The sequence below is a fragment of the Bowdeniella nasicola genome (genome assembly GCF_001907295.1).
Taxonomy (GTDB): Bacteria; Actinomycetota; Actinomycetes; order Actinomycetales; family Actinomycetaceae; genus Bowdeniella; species Bowdeniella nasicola.
In genome coordinates, this window is record NZ_MQVR01000062.1 from 1 (window position 1) to 17050 (window position 17050).

Annotated in this window: 14 protein-coding genes and 1 pseudogene; 9 read left to right on the forward strand and 6 right to left on the reverse strand. The window is 65.0% G+C overall.

Features of this window, described 5'->3' with window-relative positions; all coding sequences use genetic code 11:
* Window positions 1-108: 108 nt before the first annotated feature.
* Both BSZ39_RS09570 and BSZ39_RS09575 read left to right on the forward strand, forming a co-directional pair.
* Window positions 109-861: a S8 family serine peptidase gene (locus BSZ39_RS09570; RefSeq protein ID WP_083603175.1), complete on the forward strand. Its 753-nt coding sequence runs from the start codon at window positions 109-111 to the stop codon at window positions 859-861.
* Between the two features lie 125 nt (window positions 862-986).
* A complete protein-coding gene (locus tag BSZ39_RS09575; RefSeq protein WP_073717113.1) occupies window positions 987-1436 on the forward strand; it encodes a hypothetical protein in 450 nt (149 codons plus the stop codon).
* Window positions 1437-1462: 26 nt separating this feature from the next.
* Here the strand turns inward: BSZ39_RS09575 and BSZ39_RS09580 are convergent, their stop codons facing one another.
* Both BSZ39_RS09580 and BSZ39_RS13920 read right to left on the reverse strand, forming a co-directional pair.
* Entirely contained in the window at window positions 1463-2320 is an 858-nt protein-coding gene (locus tag BSZ39_RS09580; protein WP_073717121.1) for a sulfurtransferase, read from the reverse strand.
* 10 nt (window positions 2321-2330) lie between these two features.
* Window positions 2331-2504 (reverse strand): hypothetical protein, encoded by a 174-nt coding sequence (locus tag BSZ39_RS13920; RefSeq protein WP_158025159.1) that lies wholly within the window; start codon window positions 2502-2504, stop codon window positions 2331-2333.
* A gap of 149 nt (window positions 2505-2653) precedes the next feature.
* On the opposite strand from BSZ39_RS13920, the gene BSZ39_RS09585 reads away from it, so the two are divergent.
* Window positions 2654-2854 carry a hypothetical protein gene (locus BSZ39_RS09585; protein WP_073717114.1) on the forward strand — a complete coding sequence of 67 codons (201 nt, stop codon included), beginning with the start codon at window positions 2654-2656 and terminating at the stop codon, window positions 2852-2854.
* Window positions 2855-2879: 25 nt separating this feature from the next.
* A complete protein-coding gene (locus BSZ39_RS09590) occupies window positions 2880-3842 on the forward strand; it encodes a PfkB family carbohydrate kinase (protein ID WP_073717122.1) in 963 nt (320 codons plus the stop codon).
* Here BSZ39_RS09590 and BSZ39_RS09595 read toward each other — a convergent pair.
* The 3 genes from BSZ39_RS09595 to BSZ39_RS09605 are packed head-to-tail and all read right to left on the reverse strand — an operon-like array spanning window position 3839 to window position 6604.
* The gene (locus BSZ39_RS09595) at window positions 3839-4546 is read right to left on the reverse strand and encodes a helix-turn-helix transcriptional regulator (protein WP_143180483.1); all 708 of its coding nucleotides are present in this window, start codon (window positions 4544-4546) and stop codon (window positions 3839-3841) included. The genes BSZ39_RS09590 and BSZ39_RS09595 overlap by 4 nt on opposite strands.
* Before the next feature lie 28 nt (window positions 4547-4574).
* Complete coding sequence (locus BSZ39_RS09600) at window positions 4575-5126, reverse strand: cysteine hydrolase family protein (protein ID WP_073717115.1); 552 nt, start codon at window positions 5124-5126, stop codon at window positions 4575-4577.
* Window positions 5126-6604: a purine-cytosine permease family protein gene (locus tag BSZ39_RS09605; RefSeq protein WP_143180484.1), complete on the reverse strand. Its 1479-nt coding sequence runs from the start codon at window positions 6602-6604 to the stop codon at window positions 5126-5128. Before BSZ39_RS09605 ends, BSZ39_RS09600 begins: the two co-directional genes overlap by 1 nt.
* An 86-nt stretch (window positions 6605-6690) precedes the next feature.
* On the opposite strand from BSZ39_RS09605, the gene BSZ39_RS09610 reads away from it, so the two are divergent.
* Window positions 6691-11550 (forward strand): NAD-glutamate dehydrogenase, encoded by a 4860-nt coding sequence (locus BSZ39_RS09610; protein ID WP_073717117.1) that lies wholly within the window; start codon window positions 6691-6693, stop codon window positions 11548-11550.
* 83 nt (window positions 11551-11633) lie between these two features.
* Window positions 11634-12056: a DUF4870 domain-containing protein gene (locus BSZ39_RS09615; protein WP_073717118.1), complete on the forward strand. Its 423-nt coding sequence runs from the start codon at window positions 11634-11636 to the stop codon at window positions 12054-12056.
* On the opposite strand, the gene BSZ39_RS09620 is transcribed toward BSZ39_RS09615, so the two are convergent.
* Window positions 12053-12862, reverse strand: coding sequence for an SIR2 family NAD-dependent protein deacylase (locus BSZ39_RS09620; protein WP_073717119.1), 810 nt, complete (start codon window positions 12860-12862; stop codon window positions 12053-12055). The two genes, BSZ39_RS09615 and BSZ39_RS09620, sit on opposite strands and share 4 nt — an antisense overlap.
* A 366-nt stretch (window positions 12863-13228) precedes the next feature.
* Here BSZ39_RS09620 and BSZ39_RS09625 point away from each other — a divergent pair, with 366 nt between their 5' ends.
* The 3 genes and pseudogenes from BSZ39_RS09625 to BSZ39_RS09635 form a co-directional block, all read left to right on the forward strand.
* Complete coding sequence (locus tag BSZ39_RS09625; RefSeq protein WP_073717120.1) at window positions 13229-14212, forward strand: ABC transporter permease; 984 nt, start codon at window positions 13229-13231, stop codon at window positions 14210-14212.
* Between the two features lie 279 nt (window positions 14213-14491).
* A complete protein-coding gene (locus tag BSZ39_RS09630; protein WP_425425683.1) occupies window positions 14492-15352 on the forward strand; it encodes an ABC transporter permease in 861 nt (286 codons plus the stop codon).
* A pseudogene (locus BSZ39_RS09635) lies at window positions 15349-16959 on the forward strand (oligopeptide/dipeptide ABC transporter ATP-binding protein); the annotation flags it as partial. The gene BSZ39_RS09630 and the pseudogene BSZ39_RS09635, both read left to right, overlap by 4 nt.
* Between the last annotated feature and the right edge of the window lie 91 nt (window positions 16960-17050).

Consider the following 17050-nt stretch of genomic DNA (forward strand, 5'->3'; position numbering starts at 1 on the left):
GTGAGTTGTAGAAGATGAACTCGAGGATCACGCGGTGACCGCCCTGCTGTCCAGCACGACCACCCCGCTACACCACTATGAGGGACTCAACTCAGTGCTTCTCACTGCATCACTCGCTGCCACGTTGACGCCCAGCATTGCGCTGGCCGACAACAATGCTGCTGGCGACGCCAGCAATGTCAGCGAGCAGGCACACAACCGGTTCATCGTCAAGTACAAAGATGGCAGCTCTCCAAACCGCAGGACGAGGGCGACTGGGTCGCCGCTAACGAGTGCGGCGTGGGCAACTCCGAGCGCGATCAGAACTCGACCTGTCACGACTCGCATGTCGCCGGCACGATCGGCGGCGCTGCCAACGACAACTACGGCATCCCGGGCATCGCTCCGGAATCGAAGATCCAGCCGCTGCGCGTGCTCGGCCGTTGCGGTGGCCGCACCTCGGACATCACCGATGCCATCACCTACGAGGTGCCGGGCCTCGCGACGAACCCAACCCCGGCGCGGGTCATCAACCTGAGCCTCGGCGGCCCCTCGGCCACGTGCCCGCGCGTCTACCAGGATGCCATCGACGCCGCTGTTGCCCGCGGCACGACCGTCGTTGTGGCGGCCGGCAACTCGGCCAAGGATGCCCAGTACTCGACCCCGGCGAACTGCAGCAACGTGGTCGTCGTCGGATCGGTCGGCTCCGATGGCTCCCAGGCCTACTACTCGAACTACGGTTCCCGCATCACGCTGTCCGGCCAGGGCGGCGACCTGAAGAACAACCAGGGCACCCTGTCCACCATCAACACCGGTAAGACCACCCCGGTCGGCCCGGGTTGGGGCGCTTTCCAGGGCACCTCGATGGTGGCGCGGCCGTGACCAAGGCTGCCGGAAACGACACCGGCGGCGACAATGGAGACGGCGGTGGCGGGGGCGATGACTACGAGACTCCGGATCCCTGGTGGTGGTGGCGCTGGGGCTGGTAACCAGTAAAGGAGATTGACATGAACGCTAAGAAACTCGTGACGCGAACCGGTATCGCCCTCGCGATGGTGCTGACCATCGTGGGATGCGCGGATGGCACGAAAGGCCCATCCGAGTCACACGCCTCGCCGACGTCGAGCGTGACGTCCAGCCCTGATGCGACGCAGCAGGGGACCGGACTGATCGTGGCGTTCAATGACTCCAGTGCTGCTGCCAAGTCCGCTACCGATGCCGGAGCCGAGGACAACGTTCTCGACGCGCTGTCTGCCGAACAATCCTCGGCCGTAACTGAGGCTGTCGCGAAGTACCGCGCGAAGGTTGTCTCCAGCCATCCCCGCTCTGGCGGAGCGATGCTGGTGCTGCTCGATACCTCCCTCCCGGAGGCCGATGCAGCAAAGCTCGCGGCTGACCTCAACGAGGTTCCCGACGTGAAATACGTCGAAGTTGAGGGCAAAGCCCAGATCAACTAACCCGCTGAAACGGCCGGGATCGCTCGCTAGTGCGAGTTATCCCGGTCGTTTTGGTTGCTGTCTTGGCCGACCTCGATCGGCAGCGAGTCGTCTGCCGTCCAGGCCGAAAATGATCCGGGGTACAGGCGTGGGGCGGGCAGGCCTAGCTGTTCCATGACAAGGATATTGTGGCAGCCGGTGACGCCGGAGCCGCAATAGGACACGACGCTCGTCGATTCTTCGGAGTCGATCCCGGCGGAGGCGAATGCTTCACGCAATTCGCTCGCGTCGCGCAGGTGACCGGAGTCGGTGACATGGGCGCGGCACGGTACGGACTTGGCGCTAGGGATATGACCGGCACGCGCATCGACGTCATCCTCGCCGCGATAGCGGGGCGTCGGGCGCGCGTCGATGAGGATCGTGTCAGGATCCTGCGTTGCCGCAAGGACGTCATCGACCGTGGCGATCGCCGATGCGGGCCAGTCGCGCGGCTCGAATGTCACCGGCTCGCGGGTGCTGTGGCCGGTGGCGAGCTCGATGTCGACGTCGCTCAGCCCGCCGTCTAGGAGTGCGGACTCGACGCCGATGGTGCGCAGCATCCACACGAGGCGCGCCGCGAAAATCCCGCCTTCCGAGTCATAGGCGATGACGGGGCGCGACCCATCGATACCCGCCTTCGACAGCGCACGTGCGAAGTGCTCCGGCGAGGGCAGGGGATGGCGGCCATCGGTTGGAGCGCCCGCCTCGGAAAGGTCGTGGTCCAAATCGATGAACGCGGCGCCGGGGACATGGCCCGCGGCGTATTCCTCATCGCCGCCACGATCAAGGTGCCAGCGCACGTCGGCGAAGTCGAGGGAAGAAAAGTTTTCCCGGCACCACTGCCAGGACACAAACGGGGAGATCATGCAGTTCACCCTACAGCTGGCGGGGCAAGACAGATGACAGGCCTAGGCGGCGGCATTCGACATCGGCCAGCAACTCGATCGCGCGCTGGTCGCCGGCGCGGTACTTCTCGGCCGTGAGCCGCGCGACCTGCATCGTACACCAGATGAAGCGCAGCCGCAGCGGCAGCCACAGCGCGAACAGCACCCCGACGGGGACGAGAAAGGCCGCCCATCCAAGTGCGTTCGCGGGCGTCCTCGATCGCCGCGACCTGGGAGTCGGTCGCCTCGATGACGCCCGCCATGTCGGTGGCGATCGCATCGAAGGGGGAGCGCACGGAGTCGCCGACATAGGGAATGTCGCCGACGCGATCGGCCGCGCTGCCGACGTTCGCGCGCAAGTTGCGCATCGCCGCCCCGACCTCGCGGGACGGAGCCGCGATCTGGGAGACCGTCGAGGTCACGAACGTGGAGAGCTATCACCAGATAATCGTCCAGATCACGACGGACACATCGGAGATCAGCTGGAAGACCAAACGAAGGGAAGGACGCGCATAAACCCGCATGGCCTTACGATATGGTCATGCCCCGCGTCGTGCACACCGCTCAGGCCCTTGTTGACATCGTTGCCGAAGTGCCGAGCCTGCCGCGGCGTGGTGACAACGTCAACGCCGCCTCCGTCGCACGCTATGCCGGTGGTGCGGTCACGATCCTGCTCGCCGCTCGCCGTATGGGCGCCCCCGCCGTGCACGCCGGTGCGATCGGGACCGGCCCCAACGGAGATCTCATTCGGGAAGTCCTCACCTCCGACGGCATCGACATCAGCGCCGACCCCATTCCACACGCCGACACCGGCGAGTGCTTCGTCATGGTGGAACCGACGGCCGAGCGCACCTTCGTCACGATCTACGGTGCCGAGCGCATGATCAGCACGGACCTGCTGCACCGCGCCGAGGCCCGCGGCGGCGATCTGCTGTGCGTCTCTGGCTACAGCCTGTATGAGCCGACGCGCGACCCGCTCCTGGATTATTTGCGTGCGCTGCCCTCTGACGTTCGCATCGTCCTCGATCCCGGTGCGCCATTCGCGGGATTTAGCGACGCGATCCGCGAAGAGATGTGCGCCCTCAGTTCGGTCTGGACCTCGAACGCCGACGAGGCACGTGACTTCACCGGCGCGGCCGATAACGAGGCCGCGATGCGCGCCATCGCGCGAGAGTTGCCCGACGATGCTGTCGTCATCGTGCGCGATGGCAAGGAAGGCAGCCGGGTCCTTGCCGGGGCTGGCAGCGAGATCGCGGTGTGTCCGGGGTATCCGCGAGAGGCCGTCGATACCAATGGCGCGGGCGATACCCACACGGGAGCGATGTTGGGACTCGTCGCGGGCGGGTTCGATTGGGAACTCGCGGCGCAGGCGGCCAATGCCGCGGGCGCGATCACGGTGACCCGCAAGGGGCCTAGTACAGCGCCGAACCGGGACGAGGTCGCCGACTTTTTGCGCGCCGAGGGCGAGGAAGAACTCGCCGCGCGCGTCGCGGACGTGGACTAGCCGGCCGACTTTTTCAGCCGGAAAATACAGCCGTCGTCGTCCGCAAAGGGCAACAGGCTGACATTGTCGGACGGCAGCGAGTTGCGCTCCATAATTCCCTGCATGAGGCCTAGATGCACGTTGCAGATGACCTCGGGATTCTCCGATGCGGCGGCGAGCAGCGGGCAGACTGGCAGGACGATATCGGTCGCATCCTCCCGCTTGCGCTGGTTTGGTTGAAAGCCCATGGCAGACAGCCGCTCCATCAAGAGAGCAGTGCGGTCCGAATACTGCCCTGGTGTTTCGGTTCGTTCGGCCCATGCTCGCCCGGCCGCCTGCGCGTCCGTTGCTGGGTCGGGGGACACCTGGGCGAGGTAGCCGGCGAGGGCGCTTGCGAGCGCGGCGTATTCCGGGGCGATCGGTGGCGGGCGCAGCGCCGATTTGCCGATTTCCGTCACCCGGTAGACGTGGCGGGGCCGCCCGCGCCCCGCAGGCGGGGCCGTATCCCGACGGATGTGGCCGCTGGCCACGAGCGATTCCAAATGGGAGCGCGTCGTGTTCGGGTGGCCACCGAGGAGTTCAGCGAGATGGGGAATCGTCGCCTCGTCGCCCGTATCGCGCGCCGCGCGAAGCACACGCAGCTGAAACGGGGACACGTCTACCTGGGGCAGCGGGGGCTCGCTCGGCCCCGCTCCCTCGGCAGAATGTGGCGCGATGTTTCCCATGCTGATTGTGTCCGTCTCTAGCCGCTTTTTATCCCACGTTTTCGCAGATTTCGGCAGTAGTTACCGGCGTCACCTGCGGGGGATACAGCGACATGCAAGTCAACGAGGCCGCATGGTTTTCCGGCGTCGAGCCGGCGCAGGCGTCGGTCACGAGTTCGATATAGGCGCCCGCGTCTGCCGCCGGGATCACCGTCGACAAAACGCAGCAGTCCGTCGAGACCCCGGCGACGACGAGATGCGGGTGCGGACCCGTAATCGAGATCAGGTCCGCACCCCACTTCCCGAACGTGGCCGCGTCGAGACGGCGGCCCGGGGCGGACTGGAAGGGCTCGAGCAGACCGAACTTCGGATCGGTGGGCGGCACATCGGCGAACGGCCACGCCGCCATGTACTCGCGCCACGATCCGTCCCGTTGCTTGGGCGGCACCCACCGGGTGATGATCGTGCGCTCGCCAAAGGCCTCGATGAGGCGCAGGATCCGAGGTTCGACCTCGGGCCACATGGGCGAAGCCCAATCGGAGTCGGGGTCCGCGAAAATGACCTGCGGGTCAATGACGAGCAGCCAACGATCATCAGCCATTAGGCACGCTCCTCCTGGCGGGCCACCTTAGCCCGACGCGCAACGTAGGTGATGAGGAAGGACAAGATGAGCGCGGCAAAGACGCCGAGGTTCGCCCACGCCCAGTCACCGTCACGGCCGCCAAGGCCCAGGGGACCGAGCAGGTAGCCCTGCCAGTTGTTCCACGCGGCCTCTTCGGCGAAGTTATTGATGACGAGCCCCCAGCCGACGACCGAGGCGCCGAGCATCGTGCCGATCGAGACCCAGTCCCACGCGCCGTAGCGGCCGTTCGGGTCGAACAGCGCCTGCTCGTCGTAGTCACGCTTGCGCAGGGCGATGTCGGCGATCATGATGCCGGCCCACGAGGCGATCGGGACGCCGAGGGTGATGAGGAAGGACTGGAACGGGCCGAGGAAGGACTGGGCGAAGAAGACGACCCAGACGGTGCCGGCGGTGAGGATGACGCCGTCGATCAGGGCTGCGGCCGGGCGCGGGATCTTCACACCCAGCGAGAGCAGCGTCAGGCCCGAGGAGTAAATACCGAGGACCGCGCCGGAGACGAGCGCGAGGACGGCTGTCAGCAGGAAGGGCAGCAGCAGCCACACGGGCAGGATCGTGGCGAGGGTACCGATCGGGTCGTTGGTGATGCCGTCTTGCAGCTCGGGGCGGGAGCCGACGAGTAGCAGACCGAAGGAGACGAGCAGGATCGGGGCGATGGCGCCCCCGATCGTGTTCCACAAAACGATCTTGGAACCCGAGGCTTCGCGCGACTGGTAGCGCGACCAGTCGGCCGCGATATTGATCCAGCCGAGGCCGAAGCCCGTCATCACCATGACGAGGGCGCCGATGACGGCGGTCATGGAGCCGGACTCAATCGACATGACGGCCGAGAGGTCGACCTCCTTGAGGGTGAGGCCGACGTACAGGATCGTCACGGCGCCGGTGAGCCACGTGAGGATCGACTGCATCTTCATGATCGTGTGATAGCCCGCGACCGACGCCAGCACGATGAGGGTCGCGATGACGGCGCAGGCCAGAATCTTCGTCGTGGTGCCGCCGGACCAGCCGAGCCGGTCGAAAACCGTCGCCGTCGCGAGCGTCGCCATGATCGCGAGGAAGGTCTCCCAGCCGATCGAGACCAGCCAGGAAAAGACGCCCGGAACCTTCTGACCGGTCACGCCGAAGGCGGCGCGCGAGAGCACCATCGTCGGTGCCGATCCGCGCTTGCCGGCGATCGCGATGATGCCGCACAGCAGGAAGGAGATCGTCACACCGATGACGGTGACGATGAGGGCCTGGAGGAAGGAGACTTTAAAGCCGTAGACGAAGGCCGCGTAGCTCATGCCAAAAACGGAGACGTTGGCGGCGAACCAGGGCCAGAAAAGGTCGGAGGGTTTCGCGGTGCGCTCATCTTCGGCAATGACTTCGATGCCATTGTGTTCGACGAGCGAAGCGCGGGTTTGAGTGTCCAGTGTGAACGGTGCCGGTTCGGCAGACATGGATTCCATACCAGTACTGTGCCACTGTCCGAATTTTCCGGGTAGCATTCCCTCGATAGATGTGTTCTGAAGCACAAGGAGAGGGAATGACCAACGAGGGCCAGACCATTGAACACCACCTAGCAGCGGCCGCAACGGAACTTGCCGAACGGCACGGCGATGCCTTGCCGAACGGGACGTCAGCGACACAGGTCGTAACGGAGGTGGTGCGGGGGATTGGCCCGGACGACATCCGGATGTCGACGGTCAGCGAACTCGTCGATTTCCTCGCGCTCCTGCTGTCGCGGGCCAAGACGCGCGCCGTTGGCGAATCGCTCGTGACCTTCGGTAAGGGAACGTCCCCGGAATCGGGCCGACCGCTCACGGCGCTCGACATTATTACCGACGACATGCCGTTCCTCATCGACTCGCTCTCTAACGAATTGGAGCGCCACGGGCTCCTTATTCATTCGGTCGTCCACCCGCAGATGACGGTGCGTCGCGACGCGTCCGGCAAACTGCGCGGCATCGTCGACACCGAGCCGCACCTCGATGCGGAAGCGCTCGAGGGCCACGAGATCTACGACGATTCCGTGCCGGACATGCCCGGGATCGCCGAATCGTGGATGCGCTTCCTCATCGAGGACCCCGAATCCGGGGAGGCCGCCGAATCGCTCGAAGACGATCTGCGCCGCGTGCTGAACGACCTGCGCCGGGTCAACGACGACTGGGACGCCATGCACGAGCGGGCCTGTGAGCTCGCGAACGAACTGCGCAGTGCGGCCCCGAAGGGCATCGACGCCGAGGTCGCCGAAGACGCCGCGAACCTGCTCGACTGGCTGACCGAACACAACTTCACGTTCCTCGGTTTCCGCACCTACCGCCTCCTCGATCACGACGCCGATATCGACGAGGCGCGGCTGCAGGCCGTCTCCGGCACCGGCCTTGGCCTGCTGCACGATGTCGACGGTGAGGCGCCGATCAAGGAACTGCCGCAGGTCGCCGCGAAGAAGGCGCGCGAAAAGGAACTCATCTTCGTCACGAAGATCAACCGCCCCTCCACGGTCCACGAGCCCGTGCCGCTCGACTACATCGGCGTCAAAACGTTCGATGACGCCGGTAATGTCACGGGCGAGCACCGCATCCTTGGCCTCTTCACGCCCGCCTCCTACCAGGTGAGCATCCTCGATGTTCCGCTCATCGCGCCCAAGGTCGCCCAGGTCCTCGCGAAGACCGGCTTCGACCCCGATGGCCACCTCGGCAAGGACCTGCTCGAGATCCTCGAGGACTACCCGCGCGACGAGCTCTTCCAGATCTCGACCGAAGACCTCACCGAGATCGCCCAGACCGTCGTCCACCTGCCGGGCCGCCGCCGCACTCGCGTGTTCGTGCGCCGCGACCCGTATGGCCGGTTCGCGTCCTGCATGGTCTTCATGCCGCGCGATCGCTATTCGGCGACCGTGCGAAGCAAGCTCGCCGACCTCATGCGCTCCGCCTTCGGCGGCGATGACTGCAAGGCCACGGCGCTCGTGTCGAACGCTCCGCTCGCGCGCGTGCACCTGCTGGTGTGGGGCCGCGAAGCGAGCCTCGTGACGGACGTCGACTCCGACTGGCTCGCCAGCGAGATTACCGCGATCACGCGCCTGCTCGACGAGGACGTCGCGGAACTCGTCGCCGGGCAAGACGGCAGCAGCCAGGTCATGCGCGTCCTGCGCGCGATGCCCGCGTCCTATAAGGACGACGCGGACGCCGATCTGGCACTGATCGACGCGCAGGAACTGGCCGCCATCGAGGACGCGACGACGGTCCGCCTGCTGAAGCAAGGCGAGGACTACCGCCTGCGCATCTATGCGCCGCACAGCCTCCCGCTGTCGGAGACCCTGCCGCTGCTGAGCGATTTCGGACTGCAGGTCCTCGACGAGCATGCGCATTCGGCGAACCTCGACGGCCGCGACGTCTACCTGCACGACATCGGCGTCGCGGGCGCGCTCACGGGGGAGGACAACGAGGCAGCTCGCTTGCAGGACGCCCTGCAGGCAGTCCTCGCCGGCGACGCGGAGGCCGATGGCTTCAACGCGCTCGTCCTCGCCGCCAAGCTGCCGTGGCCAGATGTCGCGCTGCTGCGCGCGCTGTCGAGCTACCTGCGCCAAACCCACGGCGTGTACTCCACCGGCTACATCATCGACACGCTCGTCTCCAATGCGACCCTCGCGCGCTCGCTGCGCGATCTGTTCTACGTGCGATTCGACCCCGCGGGCGAGTGGGGGACCGAGGTCTCCAAGGAGCGCAAGAGCGCCGCCAAGAGCGCCGCCAAGGCGATCATCGCTGACCTCGACGCGGTCTCCTCGATCGACCAGGACACGATCATCCGCTCCCTGCTCGCGATCATCCGGGCAGTATTGCGCACCAACTTCTTCACGGACGCACCCTGCCCCGACGCCATCGCGCTGAAGATCAATCCGCAGGCGATCCCGGACCTGCCGGCGCCGCGCCCGAAGTACGAAATCTGGGTCCACGGCCCGCGCGTGCAGGGTGTGCACCTGCGCTTCGGCGACGTCGCCCGCGGCGGCTTGCGCTGGTCGGACCGCAAGGAAGACTTCCGCACCGAAGTCCTCGGCCTCGTCAAGGCGCAGATGGTGAAGAACGCCGTCATCGTGCCGACGGGCTCCAAGGGCGGCTTCGTCGCGACCCAACTGCCCGATCCCGCCGAGGACCGGCAAGCCTGGCTCGCCGAAGGCACTGCGGCCTATGTCCTGTTCATCTCCGCGATGCTCTCCGTGACCGACAACCGCGTCGACGGCGAGATCGTGGCGCCCGAGCGCGTCGTGCGCTACGACGGCGATGACCCCTACCTCGTCGTCGCCGCCGACAAGGGCACGGCCGCGTTCTCCGATACCGCGAACGAAGTCTCCCGCCGCCACAACTTCTGGCTCGACGACGCGTTCGCCTCCGGCGGCTCCGCGGGCTATGACCACAAGAAGATGGGCATCACCGCCCGCGGCGCGTGGGAATCCGTCAAGCGGCACTTCCGCGAGCTCGGCCTCGATACCCAGTCCGAGGAGTTCACGGCCGTCGGCATCGGCGACATGTCGGGCGACGTGTTCGGCAACGGCATGCTGCTGAGCGAACACATCCGCCTCGTCGGCGCCTTCGACCACCGCGATATCTTCATCGATCCGACCCCCGACGTCGCGAGCTCCTATGCCGAACGCAAGCGCCTGTTCGAGACGCCGCGCTCCAGCTGGGACGACTACAACCGCGACCTCATTTCGGCCGGCGGCGGCGTCTTTTCCCGCAGCGCCAAGTCCATCGAGATCACGCCCGAGATGCGCGAGGCGCTCGGCCTCGGCGATGACGTGAAGCAGCTGGCGCCGAACGACCTCATCAAGGCGGTGCTGCAAGCCCCCGTCGACCTGCTGTGGAACGGCGGCATCGGTACCTACGTGCGCGCCGAATCCGAGACCGATAACGACATCGGCGACCGCGCCAACGACCCGATCCGCATCACCGGCAAACAGCTGCGCGTCAAGGTCGTCGGCGAGGGCGGCAACCTCGGCTTCTCTCAGCTGGGCCGGATCGAGGCCGCGCAAAATGGCGTCCATATTAATACGGACGCGATCGACAACTCCGGCGGCGTCGACTCCTCCGACCTCGAGGTCAATATCAAGATCCTGCTGGCCCCGATCGTCAGCCGCGGCGACCTCACGATGGACGAGCGCAACGAGCTGCTCGCCGAGATGACCGACGACGTCGCCCACCTCGTGCTGCGCCAGAACTACGAGCAGAACGTCTTGCTTGGCAACGCCCGCTACCAGGACGACCGGATGCTCGGCTCCCACATGCGCCTCATGACGCTGCTGGAAGAAAGCGGCGAGCTCGATCGCGAACTCGAGTTTTTGCCGAGCGATGAGGAACTGCACGCGCGCGCGGAGCAGGGCCACGGACTCGTGACGCCCGAGTTCGCGGTCCTCGTTGCCTACGCCAAGATGAGCGTGAAGGACCAGCTGCTGGCGACCGACCTGCCCGATGAGGACTGGACGAAAACGATCGTCGAATCGCACTTCCCGGCCGTCCTCGCCGAACGCTACGGCGAGGATCTCGCCCAGCATTCGCTGCGCCGTGAGATCGTCGTGACCGAACTGGCGAACTCCATCATCAACCGCGGCGGCATCACGTTCGTCTCGCGCGCGATGGAAGAAACCGGAGCGAGTGCCGATCAGGTGGCGCGGGCCTTCTTCGTCGCGCGCCACGCCTTCGACCTGCGCTCGTTTGTCGCCCAGGTCGAAGACACGGACGTCACAGTTCCGACAACGGTCCAGTCCGAGATGTACCTGACGTTCCGCCGCCTGCTCGACCGTGCCGTGCGCTGGTTCCTGCACAACCGGCCCGGAATTCTCGACGTGTCCACCGAGATCGAACGCTTCCGCGGCCGCATCGCCAAGCTGCGCGAGGTGCGCGGCGCGTTCCTGCCGGAGGGCTTCACGAGCCGCGTCAAGGGAAAGACCGCGGAATACGTCGAGGCGGGCGCGAGCGAAGAACTCGCCTGGTTCGCCGCGACGCTCCTCGATCAGGCGATGTGGCTCGACGTCATCGAGATCGCCTCCGATATGAACGAGGACCTCATCGAGGTCGCACGCGTCCACTTCGGGGTGGCCGAGCAACTCGGGCTCTACGACCTGTTGAAGCAGGGGGCCGCCCTGCCGCAGACGGACCGGTGGGACGCCCTCGCCCGCGCCGCCGTGCGCGGCGATGTCATGACGACAAACGCGATGCTGACCCGCGCCGTGCTCGAATCCACCGAGCAGCAGGACGGCACCGCCCGCCTTGCGCAGTGGCTGGACGATAACGCTGCGGTCGTCTCGCGCGTCGAGCAACTCGTGAGCGAAATCGTCGATCACGAGAGCCCAGAGTTTGCGCCGCTGTCCGTGGCACTCCGTCAGTTGCGATCGCTGGTGCGGTCCGCCTAGCGGATTTTCATTGCCACGGGCAGGTGTGCCCCTCATAATAGGGGCGCCGGAAAACTCCGGCACCCCTATTACGAGGAGACGCGATGTCCGGATACAACTCGTACGGCGGCTACGGTGGCGAACCGTCGGCCACGGAGCCGGGACCCGGCAGCGATAACGATCGATCGATGGGCATGCTCGCTAACCTCTCGCCGCTCATTGCCATGGTGCTCACCGTGAACGTCGCGAGCCTGATCGCGCCGTGGGTCATATGGGTCATATATAAGGAACGGTCCCCGTTCGTTCGGCGGTGCGCCGCCCAGACGTTCAACTTCGACATCACCATGTGGATTGTCGCCCTGGTCGGTTGGGCGATGGTGCTGACGGTCATCCTATCGCCGATCGGCTTCCTCGTGGTCTTCGCGTCGGGTATCGCCCAGATCATCTTCCACATCATCGGCGCACTCAGCGCGAACCGCGGCGTCGTTTACAAGTACCCGATGCAGTTCTTCACGATCCTGAACTAATCGTGATCGCAGACCACGCCGTCCACGAGCGCCGGTAGGGCGACGACGGCGGATTCGCGCCACACGATATCCATGTGGTGCGTGATGTCCGTATCGCGGGGATTGATCTCGATGACCGGTTTGCCCCGTCCCGCGACGAGTTTTGGCAGTCCGGCGGCGGGGTAGACCGCGCCGGACGTCCCGATGACGAGCATCGCATCGCACGTCATCGCAGACTGTACGGCGGCATCGACCGCCTTCGTCGGCAGGGCTTCGCCAAACCAGGTCACCGACGGCCGGATATAGCCCCCACAGATCGGGCACTTGGGTGGCGGCAACGACGGCGCCGGCTCCGTTGGCCACGACAGGATGGGGGAGGCGGGCGCCCCGCACTCCGAGCAGTGAAACTTCGTGATCTGACCGTGCAGGTGCGCGATCGGCGCGAGCCCGCCACGCGTATGCAGGTCGTCAATGTTTTGGGTGGCGACCTCGATGAGTCCCTGTTCGGTACGCGTCCAGTTGCGGTTCCAGCGGCCAAGCGCGCGGTGCCCCGGATTGGGGGAGCAGCGGGAGATAAGGGCCGCGAACCATACGTGCCAGGCCCACACGACGCCGGGATCCGATTCCCAGCCCTCCACCGAGACGAGCTGCTCGGGCTCGTAGGTCTCCCACAGCCCGTCAATTGGGGCGCGAAACGTGGGTACACCGGATTCCGCCGAGATTCCGGCCCCGGTCAGAATTGACACGTGCCTCGCTGAACGAAGGACGTCGAAGATGTCTTCGGGGATTTCGGCGGGGGCGGCGCTCGGTCGGTGGGCTCCTCTCATGGCCCTACTCTGCCATCAAAGCTTCCCAACAATCGGCGGTTTGGCCTTGCGATGCCACGTCCGTGCCCGTATTGTGACCGCAGCCCACCATCGGACTAAGATGGCGGGAAACTGTTGACCATGTGCTCCGCAACGTCAATGAGGCGTGTGGAATGCGCCAAGAGTATGTCGATGATGAGTAAAGGAAGCGGCGTAAAATCTCGAGGACCTCGCAACTTCGTTGTGACCGGGATCGCACTCGGCGTGGACTTTTTCGCTAATCGCGTTATTCTTGCACAGTTAGCCGCGGCCAGAGCCCACCACCATGGGCCTCGGCCGTACGCACGGACCCAAGGCGGAAACCCCGCGCACACCTAAGGCAGACGTATGACCTACTACCTGATCCGACGGATCCTGAACTACATAGTTTTGTTGTTCATTGCGATCACGTTGGCCTACATCATGGCAAGCTCGTTCTTGCGGCCCGAGGAGTTGTTTGCCAATAGGCAGCCCCCAATGCCCCCGGAGCAGATCCGGGCCTACCTTCAGGGCTACAACATCTCGTCCGAGACTCCAGTGTTGGAACGCTACTGGACCTGGCTGACCAACGTTTTCGTCCATTGGGACTGGGGATATTCCCCGCAGGGTGACTCCGTTAACGGTGAGATGAGCCGCCGCGCGTTCGTGTCGCTGCGCCTGGTCACCATTGGTGCCCTCGTCGGTATGGTCGGTGGCGTCGCCATCGGCGCCTGGACTGCGACGAAGCAGTACTCCGTTGCGGACCGCACCATCTCGATCATCGCCCTGATCCTCATCTCGACCCCGTCCATCGTGCTCGCGATCGCGCTGCAGATCATGGCGGTTAACTTCAACCGCGCGACCGGAACCGAATTCTTCGAGTTCATCGGTGAATACGGCCAGCACGGCGATTATTTCGGAGCCGCGTTCTTCGATCGCCTCCAGCACCTGCTACTGCCGACAGTCTCCATGTCGGCGATGGGCCTGGCCTCCTACTCGCGCTACCAGCGCAACCTCATGCTTGACACGCTGGGCGCCGACTATGTGCGCACCGCACGCGCCAAGGGCCTGATCAAACGCAAGGCGGTCACCCGCCACGCGCTGCGTACCTCGCTCATCCCGATGGGCACCTACTTCGCCTTCGCCGTCACCGGCCTCATGCTGGGTGCCGCGATTACCGAGAGCGTGTTCGGCTGGAATGGCATGGGCATCTACGGCGTTGAGACCATTCAAAAGGCGGACATTAACGGCACGGTCGCTGTGGTCGCCTTCTCCGGTGCGTGTACTCTCGCCGGCGCGTTCTTGTCCGACGTCCTTGTCGCGGTCATCGACCCGCGCGTGAGAGTGAGCTAAGCCATGCGAAAAGACGATCAGAATCGCGACGCTAAGGACCTCGAGCGCGACATCGAAGCCAGTGAGGTCCAGCGCGAGGACGCTCCCCGCGACGACGCACGTATTGACTCTGCCCGGATTCGCCGCAACGAACGGCACAACCGAGTGATCCGCGGCCACGATGAGACCGCTGCCGCCGCGGCTGGCGCCGCCATCGAAGACAGGGCCAAGAGCCCGACCGCCGACTGGGCGGGCACCGCGGAAGAGGATGTCGCACCCGCCGCGCAGCCGACGGAACGCATGACGCGAGGTCAGCTGGTCCGCCGTCGCTTCCTTCGTAACCGCACCTCGATCGTGGGGATCATCGGCTTTGCGATCGTTGTGCTCTTCGCCCTGTTGGGTCCCTACATCGCAAAGTGGGACTTCGCTGAGATCGACTACGCCGCGTTCTACTCACCGCCCAGCGCCGAACACTGGTTCGGCGCCACCCAGGCCGGTCGTGACGTCTTCGCCATGACCGTTGAGGGTCTGCGAAAGTCGCTGATTATTGGGTTGTCGGTGGCATTTTTGCAAACGTCGATCGCCGCAATCGTCGGCGCGATGGCCGCCTACTTCAGCGGTTGGTTTGACAAGGTCGCGCTGTGGGTCATCGACCTGCTCCTCGTTGTGCCCTCCTTCCTGCTGATCGCGATCTTCTCGCAGCAGGCGGGCGCCAAGAAGGGATCGATTTCGCTCTTCATTCTCCTGCTGGCGATCTTCGGCTGGATGCTGTCCGCCCGCGTAGTGCGCTCCCTGACGCTGTCGGTGCGCAACGCGGAATATGTGACCGCCGCAAAGTACATGTCAGTGCCCCCGATGACGATCATCTTCCGCCACATTCTGCCGAACATCTCGTCGCTGCTCATCATTGACGCAACCTTGGGTGTGGCCTCGGCGGTGCTGTCGGAGACCGCCTTGTCCTTCTTCGGATTTGGTGTGCAGTCTCCGAACGTCTCCCTGGGTACCTTGATCGCGGAAGGCCAGCGCGCGGCGCTTACCTTCCCGTGGATCTTCCTCGCCCCGGCGACGGTACTGACCGTGATGTTGATTTCTGTGAACTTTATTGGCGATGGCGTGCGCGATGCGCTTGATCCCTCGTCCAAGTCGGGAGGCAAGGCATGAGCCGCGAAGACCGCAAGACTAGGGGAGTCCCCAGCGACATCCCAACGCCCAAACTGGGGATCCCAGTCCTCGAAGTCAGCGACCTTAACGTGACGTTCCCGTCGGAAGACGGTCTCGTTCACGCGGTGCGCGGCGTCAACCTCACCGTTGATCGCGGCGAGGTCCTCGGCATCGTAGGTGAATCCGGTTCTGGTAAGTCGGTCACCTCGACGGCGGTGATGGGGCTGCTAGAAGAAAGCGCCCGCGTTACCGGATCTGTGAAGCTGCACGGTGAAGAGCTCCTCGGCCGTTCGGACGGCTGGATGTCTCACGTCCGCGGCAACCAGATGGCGATGGTCTTCCAGGACCCGCTGTCGGCCCTCACGCCCGTGTACACGATCGGTGATCAGCTCGTCGAGGCGCTGCAGGTCCACCGCAATATTTCGTCGAAGGCTGCCTGGCAGCGCGCGGTCGAACTGCTCGACCTCGTCGGCATCCCGAATCCGGGTGTCCGCGTCAAGGCGTTCCCGCACGAGTTCTCCGGCGGTATGCGCCAGCGCGCGATGATCGCGATGGCCATGGCCAACGAACCGGACCTCATCATCGCTGACGAGCCCACGACGGCGCTCGATGTGACGATTCAGGCCCAGATCCTCGACGTGTTGCGCACTGCCCAAAAGGAAACGGGCGCCGGCGTCATCATGATTACGCACGATCTTGGCGTCGTGGCCGGCCTCGCTGATCGCGTCGCCGTCATGTACGCCGGTCGCATCATTGAGCAGGGCGAGGTCGACGACATCTTCTACAACTCGAAGATGCCCTACACGATTGGTCTGCTTGGCTCGCTGCCGCGCCCCGACCAGTCGCGTAACGAACCGCTTGCGCCGGTTGAGGGCAACCCGCCCTCGCTGCTCAACCTGCCCCCGGGCTGCCCGTTCGAGCCGCGGTGCCCGATCTCCGTGCCAGAGTGTCGCGAGGTCGAGCCGCCGCTGGAACGCGTCGACGAAATCCCGAGCCATGCCGCGGCATGTATCCGCTCCGAGTATGTCGCGGAGAAGGGGTCGCACTATTCGGCCATCTACCCGATGCCCGAGGTGCCGCAGCGAGTCTTTGGTGACGTGCCGTGGGAGGAGCGTGAGCCGATCCTTCAGGTCGAGAACCTGAAGAAGTACTTCCCGCTCACCAAGGGGGCTGTGTTCAAGCGTCGCGTCGGAACCGTGCACGCAGTCGACGACATTTCGCTGGAGGTCCGCACCGGTGAGACCCTCGGCCTGGTAGGTGAATCCGGCTGCGGAAAGTCCACGACCCTGCTCGAGGTCCTCGACCTGCGCGCGCCGCAAGATGGCCGGATCGTTGTCCTCGGCCGCGATACGGGCCAGCTGTCCCGCAAGGAACGCAAGGATATCCGCGGCGACCTGCAGGTGGTCTTCCAGGACCCGATGGCGTCCCTCGATCCGCGTATGCCGGTCTATGACATCATCGCCGAGCCCTTGAAGTACGGCGGCTGGCCGAAGAAGGACATCAAGAACCGGATCAAGGAACTCATGGCCCTGGTCGGGCTCGAGCCGTCCCACGCGAACCGCTACCCCCGCCACTTCTCGGGTGGGCAGCGTCAGCGGATCGGTATCGGGTCAAGTCCCTTGTAGTGGTGTAACGGCGTTTTCCTCTCGTTTGGGGTTTTAGCTTGCTAGTGCGGGCGTGTCGGTATCGGTCATGGTC

Coding starts and splice junctions, on each gene's coding strand:
- BSZ39_RS09575 (WP_073717113.1), top strand. CDS start 987: ATGAACGCTAAGAAACTCGTGACGCGAACCGGTATCGCCCTCGCGATG.
- BSZ39_RS09580 (WP_073717121.1), bottom strand. CDS start 2,320: ATGATCTCCCCGTTTGTGTCCTGGCAGTGGTGCCGGGAAAACTTTTCT.
- BSZ39_RS09585 (WP_073717114.1), top strand. CDS start 2,654: ATGTCGCCGACGCGATCGGCCGCGCTGCCGACGTTCGCGCGCAAGTTG.
- BSZ39_RS09590 (WP_073717122.1), top strand. CDS start 2,880: ATGCCCCGCGTCGTGCACACCGCTCAGGCCCTTGTTGACATCGTTGCC.
- BSZ39_RS09595 (WP_143180483.1), bottom strand. CDS start 4,546: ATGGGAAACATCGCGCCACATTCTGCCGAGGGAGCGGGGCCGAGCGAG.
- BSZ39_RS09600 (WP_073717115.1), bottom strand. CDS start 5,126: ATGGCTGATGATCGTTGGCTGCTCGTCATTGACCCGCAGGTCATTTTC.
- BSZ39_RS09605 (WP_143180484.1), bottom strand. CDS start 6,604: ATGTCTGCCGAACCGGCACCGTTCACACTGGACACTCAAACCCGCGCT.
- BSZ39_RS09610 (WP_073717117.1), top strand. CDS start 6,691: ATGACCAACGAGGGCCAGACCATTGAACACCACCTAGCAGCGGCCGCA.
- BSZ39_RS09615 (WP_073717118.1), top strand. CDS start 11,634: ATGTCCGGATACAACTCGTACGGCGGCTACGGTGGCGAACCGTCGGCC.
- BSZ39_RS09620 (WP_073717119.1), bottom strand. CDS start 12,862: ATGAGAGGAGCCCACCGACCGAGCGCCGCCCCCGCCGAAATCCCCGAA.
- BSZ39_RS09625 (WP_073717120.1), top strand. CDS start 13,229: ATGACCTACTACCTGATCCGACGGATCCTGAACTACATAGTTTTGTTG.
- BSZ39_RS09630 (WP_425425683.1), top strand. CDS start 14,492: ATGACGCGAGGTCAGCTGGTCCGCCGTCGCTTCCTTCGTAACCGCACC.